General features: G+C 60.4%; 16 protein-coding genes. All 16 read right to left on the bottom strand.

The window, feature by feature from the left end; translation table 11 throughout:
* Window positions 1-73: 73 nt before the first annotated feature.
* On the bottom strand, window positions 74-3,577 hold the full coding sequence (dnaE, locus tag AB6K10_RS05960; RefSeq protein ID WP_159341031.1) for a DNA polymerase III subunit alpha: 3,504 nt from the start codon (window positions 3,575-3,577) through the stop codon (window positions 74-76).
* Window positions 3,578-3,619: 42 nt separating this feature from the next.
* Window positions 3,620-4,237, bottom strand: a complete 618-nt coding sequence (gene rnhB, locus AB6K10_RS05955) for a ribonuclease HII (RefSeq protein WP_253019107.1) — start codon at window positions 4,235-4,237, stop codon at window positions 3,620-3,622.
* On the bottom strand, window positions 4,227-5,402 hold the full coding sequence (gene lpxB, locus AB6K10_RS05950) for a lipid-A-disaccharide synthase (RefSeq protein ID WP_339118170.1): 1,176 nt from the start codon (window positions 5,400-5,402) through the stop codon (window positions 4,227-4,229). Before lpxB ends, rnhB begins: the two co-directional genes overlap by 11 nt.
* Window positions 5,403-5,430: 28 nt before the next feature.
* Window positions 5,431-6,198 carry an acyl-ACP--UDP-N-acetylglucosamine O-acyltransferase gene (lpxA, locus tag AB6K10_RS05945; RefSeq protein WP_253019109.1) on the bottom strand — a complete coding sequence of 256 codons (768 nt, stop codon included), beginning with the start codon at window positions 6,196-6,198 and terminating at the stop codon, window positions 5,431-5,433.
* A complete protein-coding gene (gene fabZ / locus AB6K10_RS05940; RefSeq protein WP_044629712.1) occupies window positions 6,195-6,638 on the bottom strand; it encodes a 3-hydroxyacyl-ACP dehydratase FabZ in 444 nt (147 codons plus the stop codon). Before fabZ ends, lpxA begins: the two co-directional genes overlap by 4 nt.
* A 135-nt stretch (window positions 6,639-6,773) precedes the next feature.
* Window positions 6,774-7,811, bottom strand: a complete 1,038-nt coding sequence (lpxD, locus tag AB6K10_RS05935; RefSeq protein WP_339118169.1) for a UDP-3-O-(3-hydroxymyristoyl)glucosamine N-acyltransferase — start codon at window positions 7,809-7,811, stop codon at window positions 6,774-6,776.
* A 51-nt stretch (window positions 7,812-7,862) separates the two neighbouring features.
* A complete protein-coding gene (locus AB6K10_RS05930; RefSeq protein WP_253019156.1) occupies window positions 7,863-8,363 on the bottom strand; it encodes an OmpH family outer membrane protein in 501 nt (166 codons plus the stop codon).
* 19 nt (window positions 8,364-8,382) lie between these two features.
* Complete coding sequence (bamA, locus tag AB6K10_RS05925) at window positions 8,383-10,734, bottom strand: outer membrane protein assembly factor BamA (protein WP_368027051.1); 2,352 nt, start codon at window positions 10,732-10,734, stop codon at window positions 8,383-8,385.
* A gap of 100 nt (window positions 10,735-10,834) precedes the next feature.
* Window positions 10,835-12,193: an RIP metalloprotease RseP gene (gene rseP, locus AB6K10_RS05920; RefSeq protein ID WP_339118168.1), complete on the bottom strand. Its 1,359-nt coding sequence runs from the start codon at window positions 12,191-12,193 to the stop codon at window positions 10,835-10,837.
* 43 nt (window positions 12,194-12,236) lie between these two features.
* A complete protein-coding gene (gene ispC, locus AB6K10_RS05915; RefSeq protein WP_253019111.1) occupies window positions 12,237-13,433 on the bottom strand; it encodes a 1-deoxy-D-xylulose-5-phosphate reductoisomerase in 1,197 nt (398 codons plus the stop codon).
* Complete coding sequence (locus AB6K10_RS05910) at window positions 13,430-14,251, bottom strand: phosphatidate cytidylyltransferase (RefSeq protein ID WP_253019112.1); 822 nt, start codon at window positions 14,249-14,251, stop codon at window positions 13,430-13,432. The genes ispC and AB6K10_RS05910 overlap by 4 nt, the downstream gene beginning before the upstream one ends.
* Window positions 14,244-15,029, bottom strand: a complete 786-nt coding sequence (uppS, locus tag AB6K10_RS05905) for a polyprenyl diphosphate synthase (protein ID WP_253019113.1) — start codon at window positions 15,027-15,029, stop codon at window positions 14,244-14,246. The genes AB6K10_RS05910 and uppS overlap by 8 nt, the downstream gene beginning before the upstream one ends.
* An 88-nt stretch (window positions 15,030-15,117) precedes the next feature.
* Window positions 15,118-15,675 carry a ribosome recycling factor gene (gene frr / locus AB6K10_RS05900; RefSeq protein ID WP_159341010.1) on the bottom strand — a complete coding sequence of 186 codons (558 nt, stop codon included), beginning with the start codon at window positions 15,673-15,675 and terminating at the stop codon, window positions 15,118-15,120.
* 4 nt (window positions 15,676-15,679) lie between these two features.
* Window positions 15,680-16,450: a UMP kinase gene (gene pyrH / locus AB6K10_RS05895; protein WP_139528317.1), complete on the bottom strand. Its 771-nt coding sequence runs from the start codon at window positions 16,448-16,450 to the stop codon at window positions 15,680-15,682.
* 122 nt (window positions 16,451-16,572) lie between these two features.
* Window positions 16,573-17,442, bottom strand: a complete 870-nt coding sequence (tsf, locus tag AB6K10_RS05890; protein ID WP_253019114.1) for a translation elongation factor Ts — start codon at window positions 17,440-17,442, stop codon at window positions 16,573-16,575.
* Between the two features lie 214 nt (window positions 17,443-17,656).
* Window positions 17,657-18,409, bottom strand: coding sequence for a 30S ribosomal protein S2 (rpsB, locus tag AB6K10_RS05885; RefSeq protein ID WP_159341006.1), 753 nt, complete (start codon window positions 18,407-18,409; stop codon window positions 17,657-17,659).
* Window positions 18,410-18,654: the final 245 nt, after the last annotated feature.

The raw sequence follows: 18,654 nt of genomic DNA, 5'->3' as shown, positions 1-18,654 counted from the left end.
CCTGACCCTGCCACGCAAGGCAATGCCCGCCCAATTCCGCACGAGCGCCCTGGAGCGCTCACACGCGGGGTGATTAACGGTAGCGTAGCTGGACGCCTACCTGCCCTTGCACATCACGCAGCGCAAGCAGCAGATCATCGCTCGGCGCAACCTTCCACTCCTCGGCCAGCTCCAGCCAAGCGACCGCGTCCGGATGGCGGTACTGCAGCCGCACGGGCAGTCCGGTGTCATCCCGAAAGGGCGTCAAACTATCCCGCAGGCTGTCGACCAAGCGGCCATTGATCTGTCCGGCATCCAGCGCTAGCTCGACGGCTTGGCCGTAGCGCACGCGGGCCGTGACCATCGGCGTCACGTCTTTACCGCGCAGCCGAAGACCGCCGGAGAAGTCGTCGCTGGAGACTTCGCCCTCCACGATGATCACTTGATCCGATTCGATTTGGCCGCGTAGCTGCTCGAAAAGTTCGCCGAACAGCGACGCTTCGATACGTCCGGTGCGGTCGTCCAGGGTGATGAATGCCATGGTGTCGCCACGTTTGGACTTCATGGTGCGCATGGCGACCACCAAGCCCGCTACCCGCTGCGGCTCCCGGGAGGGTTTCAAATCGCTGATACGGGTCGACACGAAGCGCTTGAGTTCGCGTTCGTACTCGTCGATGGGATGTCCGGTCAGGTAGAGCCCCAGGGTGTCCTTTTCACCGGAGAGCCGCTCACGGTCGGTCCATTCGCGCACATGACGATACTCGGCGTAGACATCGCTGGTCTCTTCCTCGGCAGCAAAGGCATCGCCAAACATGTCCATCATGCCCAGGTTCTGGTTAGCATGATTTTGTGCGGCGGCCTTCAGCGCATCTTCCATCGCCGCGAACAGCACCGCCCGATTGGGCCCCAGATTATCCAACGCGCCAGAGCGTATCAGCGCTTCCAGGGTGCGCTTGTTCATCCGTTTCGGATCGATACGACGGCAGAAGTCGAACAGATCGTTGAACGGCCCGTCGGCCTGACGCGCTTCGACGATGGCACCAATCGGCCCTTCACCGACGCCACGGATCGCCCCCAAGCCGTACACCACCCGGCCGTCGGTATCCACGGTAAACTTGTAGCCACCTACGTTGACATCCGGCGGTGTCACCGTGAGCTTCAAGTGGCGGCACTCTTCGATCAGCGGCACCACTTTGTCCAGGTTATCCATCTCCGTGGACATCACCGCCGCCATGAAGGGGCCTGGGTAGTGCGCCTTCAGCCATGCGGTCTGATACGACACCAGCGCGTAGGCTGCCGAGTGTGATTTGTTGAAGCCGTAACCGGCGAACTTCTCTACCAGGTCGAAGATGTTGCCCGCCAGGTCCTTATCGATGCCGTTGGCCGCGCAGCCTTCCATGAAGCCTGCCCGCTGCTTGGCCATCTCTTCGGGCTTTTTCTTACCCATGGCACGGCGCAGCATGTCGGCTTGGCCAAGGGTGTACCCTGCCATCACCTGAGCGATCTGCATGACCTGCTCTTGGTAGAGAATGATCCCGTAGGTGGGCGTCAGCACCGGTTTCAACAGATCGTGCTGATAATCCGGGTGTGGATAAGAGACTTCCGCCCGGCCATGTTTCCGGTTGATGAAGTCATCCACCATGCCCGACTGCAGCGGACCGGGGCGGAACAGGGCCACCAAGGCGATCATATCGTCCAGCGAGTCCGGCAGCAGGCGCTTGATCAGCTCCTTCATCCCGCGGGATTCGAGCTGGAAGACCGCGGTGGTCTCCGCCCGCTTGAGCATCTCGAAGGTTTTGCCGTCGTCCAGGGGGATGGCGTCGATATTGAGCGGGCCTTGGCCAGCAGCGTCGCGCACTTTGTCCACCATCTCCAGCGCCCAGTCGATGATGGTCAGCGTGCGCAAGCCCAGGAAGTCGAACTTCACCAGCCCGGCGTCTTCGATGTCGTTCTTGTCGAACTGCACCACCAGCCCCGAGCCATCTTCGTCACACAGCAGCGGCGAAAAGTCGGTGAGTTTGGTGGGGGCGATCACCACGCCGCCCGCGTGCTTGCCGGTACCGCGCGTGGTGCCCTCGAGCTTCAGGGCCATTTCCCAGATCTCTTCGGCCTCTTCGTCGTTCTCGATGAACTCCTTGAGGGCTGGCTCTTGCTCGATGGCTTTGGCCAGCGTCATGCCCACTTCAAAAGGAATCAGCTTGGAGAGCTTATCCCCCAGTGAGTAGGGCTTGCCCTGGGCGCGGGCCACGTCGCGCACCACGGCTTTGGCGGCCATGGTGCCGAAGGTGACGATCTGGGAAACCGCGTTCCGGCCATAGCGGTCAGCCACGTACTCGATGACCTTGTCGCGCTTCTCCATGCAGAAATCGACGTCGAAGTCGGGCATGGAGACACGTTCAGGGTTAAGAAAGCGCTCGAACAGCAGATCGTAGCCGATGGGGTCCAGGTCGGTGATTTTTTGCGCATAGGCCACCAGAGACCCCGCACCGGAGCCGCGCCCCGGGCCTACCGGCACGTTGTTGTCCTTGGCCCACTGGATAAAGTCCATCACGATCAGGAAGTAGCCAGGGAACCCCATCTGAATGATAACGTTGAGCTCGAACTCCAGTCGGTCACGGTAGCGCTGGTCGATCTCGCGAAACGCGTCACTGTCTCTCGGGTACTGCTCGGCGGGGAACAGGAAATCGAGCCGCTCCGTCAAACCATCGTGGGAGACCTTGCGAAAGAACTCATCCTGGGTCATGCCTTCAGGAATGCCGAACTCGGGCAGAAAGATCTCTCCCAAGCGCACATCGACGCTGCACCGCTCAGCAATCATCACGCTGTTTTCCAGCGCTTCGGGAATATCGGCAAACAGCGCTGCCATCTCTTCCGGGCTTTTGAGGTACTGCTCTTCGGTGTAGCGGCGCTCGCGGCGCGGGTCGTCCAGCGCCTTCCCCTCACCAATGGCAACGCGGGTTTCGTGGGCCCAGAAGTCTTCACGCTCTAGAAAGCGCACGTCGTTGGTGGCGACGACGGGCGTGCCGGTGTCGATCGCCAGTTGAACGCTGGCGTGTACGCACGCCTCTTCCAGAGGTCGGCCGGTGCGGATGAGTTCCAGGTAGAAGCGGTCGGGAAACGCCTGCTGCCACTCTTCCAGCAGTTGGCGCGCTTCCCGCTCGTGCTCGGAGAGCAGATGGCGGCCAATCTCGCCTTCGCGCCCGCCCGACAGGGCAATCAACCCCTCGCTTTGCGCCAGCACCCACTGTTTATCGAGGATTGCCCGCCCCTGGCGCTGGCCATCGGTCCAGCCCTTGGAGATCAGCTCGGTCAGGTTTCGATAGCCCACATCGTTCATCGCTAGCAGCGTGATGCGGTACGGGTGGGCATCGTCGTGGGGATTTGAGAGCCAGAGATCGCTGCCAATGATCGGCTTCAACCCGGCGCCCTGAGCGGCTTTGTAGAATTTGACCAAACCAAACAGGTTGGCTTCGTCGGTGAGCGCCAGCGCCGGCATCCCGCGCTCAGCGGTCGTGCTGACCAGTGACTTGAGTTTGACCAAGCCATCGACCAGAGAGTATTCACTGTGCAAACGAAGATGAACGAACGGAACCGTCATGGGACTCTCAGCATTGAACGCTTAACAAAATGAAGTGTGCGACTACAGCAGCGCTAACTGGCGCTGTACGGGCGCGAAGCTTTTGCGGTGCTCGGCCAGTGCACCGTGGGCTTCCAGCGCCGCCAGGTGCTCTTTGGTGGGGTACCCTTTGTGGCGGGCAAACCCATATTCAGGATAGCGCAGATCCAGTTCGGCCATTTGTGCATCCCGCGCCACCTTGGCCAGAATCGAGGCGGCGGCAATCGCGGGGTGGCGGGCGTCGCCCTTCACCACGGCCTGGCCCGGCAGCGCGTGCCCCGGCAGGCGGTTGCCATCCACCAGCAGGTATTCGGCCTGGGGAAGCAGCGCATCCACCGCGCGGCGCATGGCCAGATGCGTCGCATGATAGATATTGAGCGAGTCGACCTCTTCAGCGCTCGCCTCCGCCACTGCAAACGCCAGCGCACGCTCGCGAATGAGCACATCCAACGACTCACGCCTGCGGGCAGTGAGCTTCTTGGAGTCGGTTAAGCCGTCGATAGGTGCCTTGGGGTCCAGAATCACGGCGGCGGCTACCACGCTCCCCACCAGCGGCCCACGGCCGACCTCATCGACCCCCGCCAGAAAATCCCCCGCATACTCCACCACGAGCGGCGGAAAGTCGGCTGGTTTAGTCGCCATCCGGTTTAGCCTCCAGCGGCTCGCCTGCAACCAAGGCGGTAATCGCCTGCGCGGCGCGCTCGCTGGCCGTGCGCTGCAGCGTGGCATGCATCGCGGCAAAGCGTGCTTCCAGAACGTGACGCGTCTCGGCATCGCTAAGTAGCTGGCTTATCTGCTCGGCAATCGCCTCCGGCGTGGCCGCGTGCTGAATCAGCTCAGGCACCACGCTCTCCTGGGCAATCAAATTGGGTAGTGAGATCCACTGGGTTTTCACCAGCCGTTTGGCGAGCCAATGGGTCGCGGGCGCCATTTTGTACGCCACCAGCATGGCGCGATGGCAGAGCATGGCCTCTAGCGCCGCCGTACCGGAGGTCAGCAGTACCGCATCGCTGGCGACCATCGCCTCTCGGGCTTGGCCCTCCAGCAGCGTGACCCGCTGGGCCAACGCGGGGTAGCCTGCCAGCAGCTCGCCAAGCTCGGTATAGCGCTGGGCGGTGGCCGCAGGTATCACCACCTGCAACCCTGTGTGGCGCTGGCACAGCAGCGTCACCGCATCTAAGAAGGTGGCACCCATAAAACGGATTTCGTTCCGCCGGGAGCCGGGCAGCAGCGCTAGAACCGGCGCGTCCGCGTTCAACCCTAGCGTACGGCGGGCCGCGGCACGATCATTCTCCAGCGGCAGCTCGTCGGCAAGCGGATGGCCTACGAAGGCGACCGGCACTCGGTGGCGATGATAGAAGTCCGCCTCGAAGGGCAGCAGCGTAAGCATGGCATCCACGGCGCTGGCGATCTTCTTCACCCGCCCCTGCCGCCACGCCCATACCGAGGGGCTCACGTAGTGGGCCGTCGTGACGCCAGCGGCACGCAGCTGCTTCTCCAGCCCAATGTTGAAGTCCGGTGCATCGATACCGATCATGACGTCCGGCTGCCAGGCCAGCGCCTCTTCGCGCAGGGTGCGACGCACGCGAACCAGTTCTGGCAGGTGCTTGAGCACCTCGACCAACCCCATCACCGAGAGGGTTTCAAGGGGGAAACGGCTCTTCAGGCCTTGGGCCTCCATACGGGGACCGCCCATACCGCGAAACTCCACCTGGGGGTGACGGGCGCGCAGCGCCTGCATCAATCCCGCACCGAGGATATCGCCAGAGAGTTCGCCTGCCACAAGGTATACGCGCTGCAGTGTCATAGTGACGGGAGAGCCGGTTAGAAAAAGGTTAGCGAACGATACCGCGGGTTGAACGCTCGATAGAGTCGGCAAACAGCGCGACTTCCGGTAGATCGAAACGGCTGCGCATTTCACTGACCGCTTGTTCGACGGTCAAGCCTTGGCGATACACCAGCTTGTAAGCAGAGGTTAGCGCGGCGATCGCTTCGCGACTAAACCCGCGGCGTTTCAAGCCGACGAGGTTCAGCCCGCGCGCTTCTGCCGGATTACCGTTGATCATCACGTAGGCCGGAGTGTCCTTGGTGATGATCGAGCCCCCCCCCGCCATGGCATGGTCGCCAAAATGGCAGAATTGGTGCACGGCGGCCAGGCCACCCAAAATGGCATGATCGCCCAGCGTCACGTGGCCCGCCAGCGTCACCTGGTTGGCAAGAATACAGTCGTTGCCAATGACGCAGTCATGGCCCACGTGTACGTAGGCCATGAACAGGTTACGGGAGCCGATGGTGGTTTCGCTTCGGTCTTGCACGGTGCCGCGATGCAGCGTTACGCCCTCGCGAATCACGTTGTCATCACCCATCACTAGGCGCGTCGGTTCACCTGCGTACTTCTTGTCCTGGCAGTCTTCGCCCACCGAGGCAAACTGAAAGATACGCGTGCGCTCCCCCAACACCGTGGGGCCTTTTATCACCACATGGGGGCCGATGACCGAGCCTGCGCCAATCGTGACGTCAGGCCCAATCACGCTGAACGGGCCAACCTCAACGTCATCAGCAAGCCGTGCCGCTGGGTCGACCAAAGCAGTAGGATGTATCAAGCCACCTTCCTCTCGGCACAAATGATTTCTGCTTCGCAGGCCAGCTCGCCGTCTACCGTGGCACGGCAGGCAAACTTCCAGATACCGCGCTTGCCGCGAATCACGTTCGCCTCCAGCGTCAGTTGATCACCCGGCATGACAGGACGCTTGAAGCGGACATTGTCGCTGCCTACGAGGTAGTATACATAGCCGTCGGCCGGCAGCTTATTGACCGTTTTGAACCCTAGGATACCGCATACCTGAGCCAGCGCTTCAACGACCAGTACACCGGGCATGATGGGGTGGTGAGGAAAATGGCCGTTGAAGAACGGCTCATTGATGCTCACGTTTTTGTACGCAACGATGGTTTCGCCCACGGTTAACTGCGTGACTCGATCCACCAGCAAGAACGGATAGCGGTGGGGCAAGTATTCGCGAATTTCGTTGATATCCATAACCATCGTAACGACCTCTAAAATGACAAAAGGCCTGAGCAGTATCAGGCGCGCACCAGTAATCCTACTGGTAAAAAGGCAGTGGATTATAACCTGCTGCTATGAAGCCTCAAGCCACTCCCTCAGGAAATCCTTCTTTCTTCACGATTCTCGCTGGCTTTTTTCCACCCGCGCCAAGCGCTTGGCAATATCGTCGAGCTGCTTGAAGCGCACCGCATTTTTTCGCCACTGAGTGTTGCTCATGGCGCCGGTACCCGACGAGTACACCCCCGGCTCGTGAATCGAATTGGTGACCAAACTCATGCCCGTGACCTGAACGCCATCGCAAATGGTCAGGTGGCCCGACAGCCCGACACCGCCGCCCAGCATACAGTGCTTGCCCACTTTGGTAGAGCCGGCGATGCCGACACAGCCTGCCAGCGCGCTGTGGTCACCAATGGTGACGTTGTGCGCAATCTGGACTTGGCTGTCGATTTTGACATCGTTACCAATCACCGTATCCCCCAGCGCGCCCCGGTCGATGCTGGAGCAGCTGCCGACTTCCACGTCATCGCCAAGCACCACGCCACCCAGTTGCGCAATCTTGTGCCAGCCTGCCCCATCGTGAGCAAAGCCGAAGCCGTCACCGCCAATCACACAGCCGCTTTGCAGGATGACGCGCTTGCCCATCACGACGCCGTGGCACACGGTGACATTGGCGTGCAGCCGCGTGTCGTCGCCAATCACGCAGTCCGCGCCGATCACGCTGCCTGCCCCGACGACCACGCGATCTCCCAGCACGACGCCAGACTCGATCACCGCATTCGCTTGCACACAGACACCGTCGCCCAGCGTGACGCCATCGGCGACGATGGCAGAGGGGTGAATGCCCGGCACGTCTCGCGCCGGTAACGGATCGAACAGTTGCGACAGCTTGGCGTAACCCAAGTAGGGGTTTTCCATCTCCAAGCGTGGCACCGGGCAGTTCTTGCCATGCTCTGGATGCAGCAGAACGGCCGCCGCCTTCGTCGTGGCCAAGTCTTTCAAGTAGGCGCGATTGGCTAGAAAAGCGACCTGATCCGACGCTGCTTCCTTGAGCGTTGCCAAACCGCGGATTGGCTGATTGGCGTCGCCTTCGAAATCAACGTCGAGATGACGTGCGATATCCGCAAGGGTGAGGTAGTGAGAAGCGTGCGTCATGGGAGCCCAAGGAAGCAGTGGTGCGGCTAAGCCGCACCGAGGGTCATAAAATTAGTTCAGCGAATCGAAAATCTGAGTGACTTCGTTCGTCACGTTGGGCAGGTCCGTCGAGGAGTGCAGTACGCCTTGCGGCTCCACTAGCACGTCGATGTTGTGACGCTCCAGCACCTGCTCTACTGCTTGCTCCAGCTTGGCTTCGGCCCCTTGCAGGAACTGCTGCTCGGAAGCCTGCTGTGCCTGCAGCACCTCACGGCGCAGCTGTTCGAAGCGGCCGCCCTTCTCCTGCAGTTCAGCAATCAGCGACTCGCGCTCGGATTGCGACATGGTCTCGCCTTCCTGCTGAAGGCGCGTCTGGAGTTGCTGCAGCTCGCCACCCAGCGCTTCGGCTTCGCGCTGCTGGCTGCCGATCTGCCCTTCGAGCTGGCTCAGCGAGGATTGGGCCGACTGAGTATTCATCAGTGCCGCACGCCAATCCAACACCGCGACTTCAGCGGCGTAGGCCGGGAGGGTCATCGCCCCCAATAGACACACAGCAGCGGTCAGTTTACGCATCATGGTGATACTCCTTAAATTAGAACGTTTGACCCAGCGAGAACTGGAAGAACTGTGTATCGTCACCACTTTCGTCATTCAGCGGCTCAGCCACGCTGAACGTCAGCGGGCCCACGGGCGTCAGCCACGAAAGACCCACACCCACGCTGTAGCGCAAGTCGCCTAGATCCACGCCGGAGCTGCACTGCTGGCGTCCTGCATCGGCGTCGAGCACGTCGTAGCACGAGCTCAAGAAGGTGTTACCGGCATCTAAGAACAGCGAAGGCTGCACCGAACGCTGGTTCTCTACGAACGGCATCGGGAAGAGCACTTCGGCGGAGCCTTCTACCAGTACGTTACCGCCCAAGGTGCGGTCACGGCCACCCTCACGGGCGGGCGTGGTGCGCTCACCCAGGGTGTTAGAGGTAAAACCACGCACCGAGCCCAGGCCGCCTGCATAGAAGTTTTCGTAGAACGGGTAGGGGTCGTTGCTGCCCAGCGTATCGGCGTAGCCCAGATTACCGCTGAACTTCAGCGCCCAGGTTTCGTCATCGTTAAACGGGAAGAGCTGCTGTGCGCGGGCCTGGAGTTTGTAGTACTCCGCATCGCTACCCGGCACGCCGGTTTCCAACGAGACGCGCTGGTAGTTACCGGCGGTCGGCATGATGCCGCGGTTCAGGTTGTTGCGTGTCCAGCTCGCGGTCAGCTTGAGGCTTTGTGCGTTTTCGCCCTGATCTTCCACATAGCGGCGGATTTCAGAGGCGGTGTCGAAGTAGGTCTTCACCGTGACGTCTTCGACACTGGCACCAAAGTTCAGACGCGACAGCTCGCTGATGGGGTAGCCGAAGTTGATACCGGCACCGTAGGCATCGGTCGAGAAGGTCGAGATATCGGAGTCGGCGTAGTCGGTTTCGCGGTAGAACACGTTGTACCCGCGAGAGATGCCGTCCAGCGTCCAGTAAGGATCGGTGAAAGCAAAATTGACGCTGGTGAAGGTGTCACTGCGCTGGGCGCCGACGTTGACGCGGTTACCGGTGCCGAGGAAGTTGTTTTGAGCCAGACCGACCCCGTAGATCACGCCCGCGCTCTGCGAAAAGCCGACGCTGGCAGAGACCGAACCTGAAGGCTGCTCTTCCACGTTATAGGTCACGTCCAGCAGATCGGGCTCACCCGGCACCGGCTGCGTGTCGACTTCCACTTGGCTAAAGAAGCCCAAACGCTCCAGACGCTGACGCGACTGAGTGATCGACTCCGTCGATGCCGGGGCACCTTCGAGCTGGATCATCTCACGACGCAGCACTTCGTCTTGGGTCGTGGTGTTGCCGTAGAACTCGATACGACGCACGTAAGCGCGCTGACCTGGATTCACGGCGATCACGAGATCGACCGTTTCGCCGTCATCGGCCACTTCAGGAATGCCCTGCACCTCGGCAAAGGCGAAGCCTTCCGCGCCCAGGCGCTGGCGCAGCGCTTCCGTCGAGGCGTTGACATCGCCACGGGAGAAGATATCGCCGCTGTTGATTTCGAGCAGGTTGCGGGCTTCGTTTTCGCTGATCTGCAGATCGCCGGCAAAGCGGATATCGCCTACGCGGTACTGACCGCCTTCATCGATGTTGAGGGTGATGAAGATGTCGGACTTCTCGGGGCCAATCGATACCTGGGTCGACGTGACGTCAAAGTTGACGTAGCCACGGTCCAGATAGAATGACCGTAGACGCTCGATATCGCCAGAAAGCGCTTCCCGAGAGTACTCGTCGTTGGAGAACCAGCCGAAGATGCGCCCTGGGCGGTCGTTCAACTCGAAAATGTCCCGCAGAGTTTCATCGTCGAAATCCTGGTTGCCGACGATGTTGATCTGACGAATCTTGGCGACTTCGCCTTCGTTGATATCGATGTTGACCTGTACGCGGCCTTCATCGATCTCCTCGACGTCCACATTGATACCGGCGCTATAGCGCCCCTGGGCTTGATACACGCCCTCGAGTTCACGCTCGATCTCGTCGAGGGTGGAGAGCTGTAGCACTTGGCCTTCCGACAGGCCCGATTCGCGCAGGCCGTTGCGCAGATCTTCATCGGAGATCTGGTCGTTGCCTTCGATGTTCAAGCGCGCAATGGTAGGCCGCTCGACCACTTGGATCACCAGCACGTCGCCTTCCCGGGCCAACGAGACGTCTTCAAACAGTCCGGTCGCGAATAGGTCCCGTGCGGCGGCGGCGAGCTGCTGCTCGTCGACGCGGTCGTTCGCGCTCACGGGAAACGCATTAAAGACCGAGGCGGCGGAAACCCGCTGCAGTCCTTCCACACGAATGTCTGAAACATCAAAGGATTGTGCTTGGGCGCCGCTGGCGCCTACCAGCAAGAGTGCCGCCATTCCAAGGGTCTTGATTTTCATGCAGTCAGTTCGCTCGCGTTGGTCTGCCCGTCGGTTAAGACAGGCACCATATACATTTGTGCAGGCAGATGACAAGGCATCCTGCGCGCTACACGCGTTATTACCACAGGCGCATCAAATCGAAATAGAGCGCCATCAACATCAGGGTGCCGACCATGGCTAACCCGATGCGCAGCCCTATCGCTTGTGTTTGCTCAGAAACCGGCCGCCCACGTAATACCTCGACGAAATAGTAAAGCAGATGACCGCCATCGAGCACGGGGATGGGCAGCAAATTCAGCACCCCTAAACTGATCGAAAGATACGCGAGAAAGCCCACGAAGGCTTCTACCCCCGCGCGTGCCGAATCGCCGGAAATTTGTGCGATGGTGATCGGCCCAGACAAGTTGGACAGGGAGATCAGCCCTACCAACATCTTACGGATCGCATCCACCGTCAGCAGAACCATCTCACCGGTGCGTGACAGCGCTTGCCCGACGGCCTCGATCGGCCCGTAGCGAATCTCGCGCTGCAGCGACTCAGGCCAGCTAAACGGCTCTGCACCGGCTCCAATGTACCCAACCTCGTCACCACTCTCCAGCGTATTACGTCCTGGGGTGAGCGAAAGCGTGCCCTGCTCCCCATCACGCTGGTACCCAACGCGCAGGGTCTCGCCAGCGCTATCGCGAATCACCGCGACAAACTGCATCCAGTCGTCGATGGGTTCACCGTTGAGCGAGACGATACGATCACCGGCTCTAAGCCCGGCCGCCTCGGCCGCTTGTCCTTCGACGACCTGACCAAGCACCGCCGGCACGTTAGGCTGCCAAGGAGAGAAGCCCAGCGTTTGCAGTGGCTGCGGTGGGTCTTGGCGTACCATGTAATCATCGACCGGCAGCTGATAGCCGCGCGTCGCACTTGCTCCCTCCGGCATGGCCTCGATGGTGAGGTCGCCGCTGAAACCGATCATGGACACCAGTTTCAGGTTGATCTCCTCCCAGGAGCGCATCGACTCGCCCTGAATGGCGGTGATCTCACTTCCCTGTTCCAAGCCAGCCTGAGCAGCGGGCGAGTTCGGCGTGATCTCGCCTACGAGGGGGGCCACGGTCGTCGTGCCCGCCACGAACAGCGCCCAGTAGGCGACGATGGCGAGTAGGAAGTTGGCAATGGGGCCTGCGGCGACGATCGCAATGCGCTGCCACACGGTCTTGCGGTTGAAGGCGTGTTGCAACTGATCGTCTGGCACCGGCGCTTCGCGCTCGTCTAGCATCTTGACGTAGCCGCCCAGCGGAATGGCCGCCACCGCAAACTCGGTGCCGTGGCGATCCACCGTCGACCACAGCGGCTTACCAAACCCTACCGAAAACCGCAGCACTTTGACGCCACAGCGACGCGCCACCCAGAAGTGACCAAATTCATGAAAGGTCACTAGCAGTCCCAACACGACGATGACGGCTAAGATATTCTGTATCAGGCCCACTTTTCGCTCCTTTCCACGACGCGCTGCTCAGCGTTGACTGAGACTAAGCGGTTAACTGACGTAAGGTGATTGCCGCTTGCTCGCGCGCCCAGCGGTCCGCCGCCAGCACTCGCTCCAGCGAATCGGCTTGACCGGGATACGCCAGCCCCATGACCGTTGCGACCAGCTCTGGAATCGCCCCGAACGTGATGTGCCCCGCCAAGAAGGCCTCGACGGCCACTTCGTTGGCCGCGTTCAACACCGCCGGGGCCGCGCCACCGGCCTGCATGGCCTCCCGGGCCAAGCGAAGACAGGGAAAGCGTGTCTCGTCAGGGGCTTCGAAATCGAGCCGGGCGACTTGGAACAGGTCGAGCGTTTCCACGCCGGCGTCGATCCGTTCAGGCCAAGCCAAGCCATAGGCGATGGGCGTTCGCATGTCGGGATTCCCCAACTGGGCGATCACCGACCCATCGTCGTAGGCCGCCATGGAGTGAATGACGCTCTGCGGATGGACGACCACCTGAATCTGCTCGGGCGTGGCATCGAACAGCCAACATGCTTCGATGAGTTCGAGGCCTTTGTTCATCAGCGACGCGCTATCCACCGAGATCTTGCGACCCATGGACCAGTTGGGATGCGCACAGGCTTGATCGGGCGTGGCACTGGCGATCTGCTCCGCCGACCAGCCACGGAATGGCCCACCGGAGGCCGTCAACAGCAGCTGCCGCACACCGTGCTTGGCTAACCCGCCACGATGCTCGCTGGGTAGACACTGGTAGATGGCATTATGTTCAGAATCGATCGGCAGCAGCGTGGCCCCAGAGCGCGCGACGGCATCCATGAACAGCGCACCGCTCATCACCAGCGCTTCTTTGTTGGCCAGCAGGACGCGCTTGCCCGCCTCGGCGGCCGCCAGTGAGGGCAACAGCCCCGCCGCCCCTACGATCGCTGCCATCACGGTATCGACCTCTGCCGCCCGCGCAACCTCGCACAGCGCCTCCTGTCCAGCCAGCGCCGTTGTGCTGACCCCTGCGCGGCGCAGCGCTTGCTGCAACCACTGGGCATCGGCATCGGTATCCAGCACGGCAAACCGCGGTGAGTGCGCGATGCACTGTTCGAGCAACGCCTCTTTCGACGTATGCGCCGTCAGCGCATGCACACGGTAACGGTCGGGGTGGCGGGCGATGACGTCCAGGGTGCTTTTACCGATGGAGCCGGTCGCACCGAGCACGGTGACCGACTGAACTGAGACGTGACTCATAGCGCGCTCACCTGAAGTGACAGTACCTGCAGATAGAACAGCGCGAAGATGGGAATAGCTGCGGTCAGGCTATCGATACGGTCCAACACACCACCGTGGCCCGGCAGTAGCTGGCTGGAGTCTTTGATATTGCGGTAGCGCTTCAACATGCTCTCAAACAGATCCCCTAGCACGGAGGTCAGCGTCACCACGGCAGTAATCACCACCAGCGCTACCCCGCCCATGGGTCCAAGAGGCTGCCAAAGCGCAAAGAGCATCGCCAGCAGCGTCGTGGCGGCCAACCCGCCGTAGACGCCTTCCCAGGATTTTCCCGGGCTCACCCGTGGGGCCAGCTTGCGCTTCCCCCAGCGACGGCCGGCAAAATAGGCGCCGATATCGGCCGTCCAGACCAGCAGTAGCACGAACAGCAGCCACACCGCACCGCTATCGCGCAGTACATTGAAACCCACCCAGCACGGCAGTAACACCCAAACGCCCATCAGCAGGCGGCGCGACGTGGTGTGCCACTGCTGGCTGCTGTGGGGGTACTGGGTCACCCAGTAGAGATTGAGTAGCCAACCGGCAGCAGCGAGCCACAGCGGCCACACCGCATACGCCGCGCCGCCGAGCCATAAAAGCGCCAGCAGCACCGCCATTCCCGCGACCAGTGCCAGCCGGGTACGCGAAGCGCCTACGCCCGCCAGGTTGGTCCACTCCCAGGTACCTAACAGCACGATCAGCGCTGTAAACAGCGCAAAGGCACCTCCCTGTAAGCCGAACAGACCGATCAGCGTCACAGGCGCCAACCAGGCTGCGGTGATCATCCGCTGTTTAAGCACCTTGCGCCTCTATTTGTTCGTCGGTCATTCCAAAGCGGCGACGTCGTAAGCAGAAATCGTCGAGTGCTTGGTCGAAGGCCGCCCCATCGAAATCTGGCCATAATAAGGGCGAAAAATGCAGTTCGGCATAGGCCAATTGCCAGAGCATGAAGTTCGAGAGCCGCTGCTCGCCGCTGGTACGGATACATAGATCCACCGGCGGTACTTGGTCGGTGTTCATGGCCGCATCCAAGCGTGCTTCGTCGATGGCCTCGGGCGACAGCTCTCCGGCGGCCACCTGCTCGGCAAGCTGGCGGGCGGCACGGGCGATGTCCCACTGGCCACCGTAGTTCGCGGCAATCACCAGATGCATGCCGGTATTCTCGGCGGTCAGCGCTTCGGCGCGCTGGATATGCTTTTGAATCGCATGGGAAAAGCCACGCTGCTCGCCAATAATCGACAGGCGGATGTTGCGCTCGTTGAGCTTTTTGACTTCGCGCTTGAGCGCCATCAAAAACAGCTCCATGAGCGCGTTCACCTCAGCGGCGGGACGCTTCCAGTTCTCGCTGGAGAACGCGAACAGGCTCAGCGTCGGGACGCCTCGCTCTGCCGCGCGCTCGATCACTGCGCGCACGGCTTCGACACCGGCGCGGTGACCGCGCACACCCGACAGCCCACGTGCCCGCGCCCAGCGGTTGTTACCATCCATAATGATAGCAACATGGGACGGCAGCGCTTCCTCGGATCGAGAAAGCGTCGTGCCGCCCGGCTGCTCTTGGGGAAGCTGCGGAGACGTCATGGGTTCTCGCACCAAAGATCAGTCATAAGTAAGCCAAGCGATGGCCCACGAGCGGCCAAGCCGCCCGTGGCAGAGTGAACGCAGGGGGTTATACCTGCATGAGATCCTGTTCTTTTGCGGCCAGCGCCTTGTCGATCTCAGCGATATATTTGTCGGTCAGCTTCTGGATCTCGTCTTCGCCCTGACGCTGATCATCTTCGGTGATCTCTTTGTCCTTGAGCAAGGATTTGAAGTCACCGTTGGCATCACGACGCACGTTACGCACGGCCACACGCGCCGTTTCCGCTTCGCTACGCGCCTGCTTGATGTAGCCTTTACGGGTCTCTTCTGTCAGCATCGGCATCGGTACACGAATCACGTTACCAGCGCTGGACGGGTTCAGACCCAGGTCAGAGGTCATGATCGCTTTTTCGATTTTCGGCACCATTCCCTGCTCCCAAGGAGCCACGGTCAAGGTACGCGCATCTTCAACGTTCACGGACGCCACTTGGTTCAGCGGCACTTGACCACCGTAATACTCGACGGTCACGGCATCCAGGATGCTAGGGTGAGCACGGCCCGTGCGGATCTTGTTGAAGTTGCTGTGCAGCGCCTCAACGCTCTTCTTCATGCGAGACTCTGCATCTTTCTTGATGTCGTTGATCACGTTGTTACCCTCTGTCTATCAGCGTGCCTTCCTTGCCTCCAACCACGAGGTTAAGCAGGGCACCAGGCTTGTTCATATCAAATACCCGCACCGGCATATTATGGTCACGTACCAGGCAGATTGCGGTCAAATCCATTACGCCCAGCTTCTGGTCCAGAGCGTCGTCATAGGAGAGCTGGTCGTATTTTACGGCGTCGGGGTGCTTCACCGGGTCCTTATTGTACACGCCATCCACCTTGGTGGCCTTGATGACGACGTCGACATCCACTTCGATGCCGCGCAAACAGGCCGCAGAGTCCGTGGTGAAGAACGGGTTTCCGGTGCCCGCAGAGAACAGCACCACGTCGCCCGACGTTAAATAGCGGATGGCAGTGCGGCGGTCGTAATGCTCCACCACACCACTCATGGGAATCGCTGACATCACGCGGGAGCGAATGTTGGAGCGCTCCAGCGCATCGCGCATGGCGAGCGCATTCATCACCGTTGCCAGCATTCCCATGTGGTCACCCGTGACCCGATCCATACCGGCCTCGTTGAGCGCCGCGCCACGGAACAGGTTACCGCCACCGATCACGATACCGACCTGTACACCAATTCCCACCAGCTGGCCGATCTCCAGCGCCATGCGATCCAATACCTTCGGATCGATACCAAAATCGTGCTCACCCATCAGCGCTTCGCCCGACAGCTTCAGCAAAATACGCTTGTACTTCGACTTCGACTTGTCGATTTTGGTGGCAGCAGTGGGGGTAGACTCTTGAACATCACGTGACATGGCATCTCTCCTGAGGCAGACCTGGGCACAGGTGGGCGAGGCAGCGCCTGTATTTCACAGGGGCCGGATACACGAAGGCGTGCGCTCGCGCGCACGCCATCTTCTTGCTGGAACCTCTGACCTTAGCGACGGCCAGCCTGTTCCATGACTTCTTTAGCGAAGTCGACTTCTTCTTTCTCGATGCCTTCGCCCACTTCAAAGCGAGTGAAGCTGACCACTTCGCCACCGGCTGCTTTGACGAACTCAGCAACGGATTGGTTCGGGTCTTTGACGAACGGCTGTTCGGTCAGGCTGTTCTCGGCCAGGTACTTCTTCAGGCGGCCTTGAACCATCTTCTCAGCGATCTGCTCAGGCTTACCGGCCATGTCCGGCTGGGCCAGGATGATCGCTTTCTCTTTGTCCAGCTGCTCTTGCGGCATCTCTTCCGGATGGGCAACGGCCGGGTTGATCGCAGCAACGTGCATGGCAACGTCTTTGGCTGCTTCGCTGGTGCCGCCTTTCAGGACGGTCAGAACGCCAATGCGGCCGCCGTGAACGTATTCGCCCACCAGACCACCGTCCACGGCATCGACGACAACGGCACGACGTACGCCGATGTTTTCGCCGATTTTCTGAACCAGCTGCTCACGAGCGGACTCAAGGTCACCCGCCATCACCGCGGCCACGTCTTCGTTCTTCGCCGCAAAGAACGCATCCGCGATCTTGTTGGAGAAGTCGATGAAGTTGTCGTCACGGGCAACGAAATCGGTCTCAGAGTTGATTTCGACCATGACGCCGTAGCTGCCATCGTCTGCTACGCGAGTAACGACCGCACCTTCAGCAGCGGTACGACCCGCCTTCTTCGCGGCTTTAAGACCAGAGCTTTTACGCAGGTTTTCGATCGCGACTTCGATGTCACCGTCGGCTTCGGTGAGTGCTTTTTTACACTCCATCATGCCAAGACCGGTACGTTCGCGCAGTTCCTTCACCTGAGAGGCGCTGATAGCTGCCATGAGATTTCACCTCGGAAATGGTTCTAACTGAGAGTTAAACGCGCTACAGAGTATAAGCACGATAAATGACCGTTGCGTATCACTGTGCAGAGCGCTTGCCGGCATTGATCCGGCGTGATCGGCCCGCCAGGGCGAACCCAAAGCGGGAAAAAGGGGGCATAAGGCCCCCTCTTAACACGATGCGGCTCAACCTGCCCGCCGCACCCCTGTCGCCTTACTCGGCGGCAGCGTTTGTGTCGGCAGAAGCGGCTTCTTCTTCAGTCACTTCGACGAACTCGTCCGGACGACCTTCTTTCGCACGGCCACACGCGTCGGCAATCGCCTTCACGTAGATCTGGATGGCACGAATGGAGTCATCGTTACCCGGGATCACGTAATCAACGCCATCCGGGTTGGAGTTGGTATCTACCACGCCAATGACCGGGATACCCAGCTTGTTGGCTTCGTTGATCGCGATGCGCTCGTGGTCAACGTCGATAACGAACAGTGCGTCCGGCAGGCCGCCCATGTTCTTGATACCGCCGATAGAACGCTCAAGCTTCTCTTGCTCACGCGTTGCCATCAAGACTTCTTTCTTGGTCAGCTTCTCGAAGGTGCCGTCTTCGCGCATGACTTCCAGGTCACGCAGACGCTTGATGGACTGACGAATGGTCTTGAAGTTGGTCAGCATGCCGCCCAACCAGCGATGGTTGACGAACGGCTGGCCAACGCGATTCGCTTCTTCTTTGATGATCTTGCTAGCGCTGCGCTTGGTGCCAACAAACAGAATTTTGTTGTTGGATGCCGCCATCTTCTCGACCACGTCGATCGCTTCGTTCAGCGCCGGCAGGGTGTGCTCGAGGTTGATGATGTGAATCTTGTTGCGCGCGCCGAAGATGAATTTACCCATCTTCGGATTCCAGTACTTGGTTTGGTGACCGAAGTGAGCACCTGCTTTCAGCAGGTCACGCATATTGACGTGAGACATGGTAAAACTCCTGAAACTCGGGTTAGGCCTCCACGCACCCCATGGATCCGACCAGTAGCGTCGTCGAACGTCGCTAAAGGCACCCGGGACCATGTGCCGGTGCATGTGTGTTTTCAAGGCTTGCTGTTGTGCAACCCAGCGGTGCTGCGTTGCGATCTCGTTGCCCTTTCGCGCCGCGCCAGCCAGTAAAGAAGCATTGGATGGCGATTGCAGGAAAGCGCGCGGCTTTATACCATAGATCATTG

The organism is Halomonas sp. BMC6 (assembly GCF_964204995.1).
Classification (GTDB): Bacteria; Pseudomonadota; Gammaproteobacteria; order Pseudomonadales; family Halomonadaceae; genus Vreelandella.
This window is presented reverse-complemented; position numbering and strand designations above follow the sequence as displayed.